The following is a 3,576-nucleotide window of genomic DNA, read 5'->3' as shown; positions in this document are numbered from 1 at the left end:
CCCGCCGGGCGGCACCGCCGCACGGGCTTCCGTCGGGCGGCGCGCGGTGCGGGCCGAGGGCGCGCGGCGGGCCGGGCGAGGGCGGGCCGCATGGAAAGCACGCGCGGGGTACCCGTCCCGCATGATTGCCACCAATCAGGATCCCGACCCGCTCACCACCGCCGGGCTGGAGCCCGGGGGCGGGGTGCCGCCCGGCGAGACCCCGCCCGCCGAGGGGAGCACGTCCGAGGCCGGACCCCTCCAGGAGACGTCCAGGGGCTGGGCGGGCACCCCGCTCACGCTCATCGTGCTGCTCGCCGTCGCGGTCGCCGGCTTCTTCCTGGCCTACGCGGTCGTCGTGAACGCGCAGTGAACCGCGTCCCCGGCCGGGGGCCGTGAGGCCCCGGGGCCGTCCGGTCGCGGGCCGTGAGCCCGGCGGACCGGGAGAGCCGAGCGGGCGCCGCGCGAGGTGCGGTGCGCCCGTGGCGGCGGGCTGCCCGGGAGGCGTCCGCGGCCACCCGCGCCGACGACGCCGCCGGTCAGTGCACCTGGGTGTCGTGCAGGAACTGGGGACCCATCGGCGGCAGCCGGAAGCCCGGATCGGGCGCGGGCGCCGCCGCCGCCGCGGGCTGCGGGTACCCGTACCCGTACGGCTGGGCGGCGACCGGCTGGGCGGAGACGGGCTGCGGGGACGTGGGCTGCGGGTAGCCGTAGGCGGGCGCTGCCGGTTCGGCGACGGGCGGATATCCGTAGGCGGGCGCGGCGGGCGCGGGGATGCCCGCGCCGCCGGAGGGGTTCGCGGCCGGCGCCCCGCCGCCGGTGCCGTCCGCTCCCGGCGCCCCGGCACCGCCGTCCTGCCCGTCCGCGGCCGCCTCGGACTCCTCCGACTCGTCGACCGAGATGCCGAAGGCGGTCGCGAGGCCCACCAGGCCGGTCGGGTAGCCCTGCCCCACCGCCCGGAACTTCCAGCCGTCGCCGCGCCGGTACAGCTCGCCGCAGATGACCGCGGTCTCCTCGCCCGTCTCCGCCCGTACGTCGAACAGGGCAATCGGCTCGCCCTCCGCGTCGGACGCGTCGTACAGCAGGATGCGCAGGTCCGTCACGTGGCCGAAGGGCTCGCCGTCCGACGAGGCGGCCAGGACGACCTGGTCCACCGACGGGTCGAGCGCGCCGAGGTCGGCTTCCACGGAGTCCGTCCAGGCGTCGCCGCGCTGCCGCTTCGACAGCCGCCGCACGCTGCCCGAGGGGTGGCGCGGCTGGTTGTAGAAGACGAAGTCCTCGTCGGAGCGCACACGTCCGTCGCGTCCGAGCAGCAGCGCCGAGGCGTCCACGTCGGGCACGCCCGGGCCCGGGGTCCACAGCAGCACGGCCCGTACGGCCGCCGTGTCGAGCGGGACGTTCGAACCCTTCAGCATCGCGTGCGTCATGCGGGCCATCCTGCCTTTCCGCCCCGCCGCGCGACAACGCGGCACCGGGCGGTGACCGCGGCCGAGGCGGCCGCCTCGCATGTCGGGGCGGGCGCTTGCGGCACACGGGAGGTGTGTGCGACGGCAATCAGGATTTCACGTGGGCGGGGAACTGCCGACATTGATTCATACGTACTATTACCGGCCACCCTTTCGAGGTGGCCGGCTGGGCACTACAGGTAGTACGGGGGATGGCAGATGCGTCATTTCGGGCATGTCCCGGCGCGGGAGCGCGAACGGCTGTTCCACCGGGAGCCCGCGGAGTTCACCCGCGACTCCCCGTCCCGGCTGCTCTCGGCGGCCCTCGGGGCCACTCTCTACAGCCCCGCCACGCGGCCGCACCTCGCCGCGGACGTGCTCAAGCAGTACGGACTCGGCGTGCGGTCCATGGTGCTGTGCCTGGAGGACTCCATCGCGGACGGCGAGGTCGCCGAGGGCGAGGCCAACCTCGTGGCCCAGCTGCGGGAGCTGGAGACCGGCGGCGCGCGGACGCCGCTGCTGTTCGTCCGGGTCCGCGCGGCGGCCCAGATCCCCGACCTGGCGCGGCGGCTCGGCCCCGCGGTGCGGCTGCTGTCCGGATTCGTGCTGCCCAAGTTCACGCTCGAACGGGGGGAACCGTTCCTCCAGGCGCTGTCCGAGGCCGAGAGGGCCTCGGGGCAGCGGCTGTTCGCGATGCCCGTGCTGGAGTCGCCCGAACTGCTCCACCTGGAGACCAGGACCGGCACGCTCCTCGACATCGCCGGAGTCGTCGACAAGTACCGCGACCGCGTGCTCGCGCTGCGCCTCGGCGTGACGGACTTCTGCTCCGCGTACGGGCTGCGCCGCGCCGCCGACACCACGGCCTACGACGTGGGGATCGTCGCCCACGTCATCGCCGACGTCGTCAACGTGCTGGGCCGGGCCGACGGCAGCGGCTTCACCATCACCGGCCCGGTCTGGGAGTACTTCCGGCTGCAGGAGCGCATGTTCAAGCCCCAGCTGCGCGCCAGCCCGTTCCAGGAGGGCCGGGCCGAGCCGCTGCGCGCGGCACTGATCGAGCACGACCTCGACGGCCTCCTGCGGGAGATCGAGCTCGACCGCGCCAACGGCCTGCTGGGCAAGACCTGCATCCACCCCTCGCACGTGATGCCGGTCAACGCGCTGTCGGTCGTCACCCACGAGGAGTACCTGGACGCGCGGGACATCCTGAGCCCCGGGCGCGGCGACGGCGGCGTGCTGCGCTCCGCGTACACGAACAAGATGAACGAGGTGAAGCCGCACCGCGCCTGGGCCGAGCGGACGCTGCTGCGCGCCGAGGCCTTCGGCGTGGCGCGCGAGGACATCGGCTTCGTGGAGCTGCTCGCGGCGGGACTGGCGCGGTGACCGGGGGACAGGAGGTACGGGTGGGACGTGAAGGCGCGGTGGCGGCGGACGCGGAGACCTGGTCCGGCACCTGGGTGTCCGACCGGCTCGGCGTCGAGCTCGCCGGCGACGCCGGGCTGCCCGGCCTGCTCGGCCTCGCCCTGCGCGACAACCCCAAGCGGGCCCACCTGCTCGTGTCGAACGTGCTCGGCAAGCACGTGCCCCAGAGCCCCTCCGTCGTGCACGGCACGGGCATACGGCTCGGCGAGCGCGTACGGGAGCTGCTGGGCGCCGAGGAGGCCCGCCGGGCCGTCGTCCTCGGCTACGCAGAGACCGCGACCGCCCTCGGCCACAGCGTCGCCGACGGCCTGCGCGACGCCCCCTACCTGCACTCGACCCGCCGCCCGGTGCCCGGCGTCGCGCGGGCGGGCGGATTCGAGGAGTCGCACTCGCACGCCACCTCCCACCTGCTCCTGCCGCAGGACCCGGCGCTGCTGGCCGGGGACGGTCCCCTGGTGCTCGTGGACGACGAGTTCTCCACCGGCAACACCGTCCTGAACACGGTCCGCGCGCTGCACGCCCGCTACCCGCGCGGCAGGTACGTCGTCGTGGCGCTGGTCGACATGCGCTCCGAGGCGGACCGCGGCCGGCTCTCGGCGCTGGCGCGGGAGATCGGCGCCCGCGTCGACCTGGTGACCCTCGCCGCCGGGACCGTGCGCCTGCCCGAGGGCGTCCTCGCGCGCGGCCGGGAGCTCGTCGCGGCGCACGAGGGCGCGCAGCGGCCGGCCCG

The 3,576-nt window shown here is 75.4% G+C and carries 4 protein-coding genes; 3 read left to right on the top strand and 1 reads right to left on the bottom strand.

The window, feature by feature from the left end; translation table 11 throughout:
* The first annotated feature begins 121 nt into the window (after positions 1-121).
* A complete protein-coding gene (locus L1885_RS25505) occupies positions 122-352 on the top strand; it encodes a DUF6480 family protein (RefSeq protein ID WP_235799522.1) in 231 nt (76 codons plus the stop codon).
* A gap of 166 nt (positions 353-518) precedes the next feature.
* Here the strand turns inward: L1885_RS25505 and L1885_RS25500 are convergent, their stop codons facing one another.
* Positions 519-1,415: a TerD family protein gene (locus L1885_RS25500; RefSeq protein ID WP_235799521.1), complete on the bottom strand. Its 897-nt coding sequence runs from the start codon at positions 1,413-1,415 to the stop codon at positions 519-521.
* Between the two features lie 228 nt (positions 1,416-1,643).
* Between L1885_RS25500 and L1885_RS25495 the strand changes: the two genes are divergently transcribed.
* Positions 1,644-2,807 (top strand): HpcH/HpaI aldolase/citrate lyase family protein, encoded by a 1,164-nt coding sequence (locus tag L1885_RS25495; protein WP_235799520.1) that lies wholly within the window; start codon positions 1,644-1,646, stop codon positions 2,805-2,807.
* Positions 2,808-2,827: 20 nt separating this feature from the next.
* Positions 2,828-3,576 (top strand): phosphoribosyltransferase domain-containing protein (locus tag L1885_RS25490; protein ID WP_235799519.1); only part of this gene is annotated, 749 nt, incomplete at its 3' end.

Origin of the sequence: Streptomyces fuscigenes (genome assembly GCF_021556455.1) — a bacterium.
GTDB classification, from domain to species: domain Bacteria; phylum Actinomycetota; class Actinomycetes; order Streptomycetales; family Streptomycetaceae; genus Streptomyces; species Streptomyces fuscigenes.
This window is presented reverse-complemented; position numbering and strand designations above follow the sequence as displayed.

Excerpts from the sequence above, each read along its gene's own strand:
- L1885_RS25505 (WP_235799522.1), top strand. The coding sequence starts at position 122 with ATGATTGCCACCAATCAGGATCCCGACCCGCTCACCACCGCCGGGCTG.
- L1885_RS25500 (WP_235799521.1), bottom strand. The coding sequence starts at position 1,415 with ATGGCCCGCATGACGCACGCGATGCTGAAGGGTTCGAACGTCCCGCTC.
- L1885_RS25495 (WP_235799520.1), top strand. The coding sequence starts at position 1,644 with ATGCGTCATTTCGGGCATGTCCCGGCGCGGGAGCGCGAACGGCTGTTC.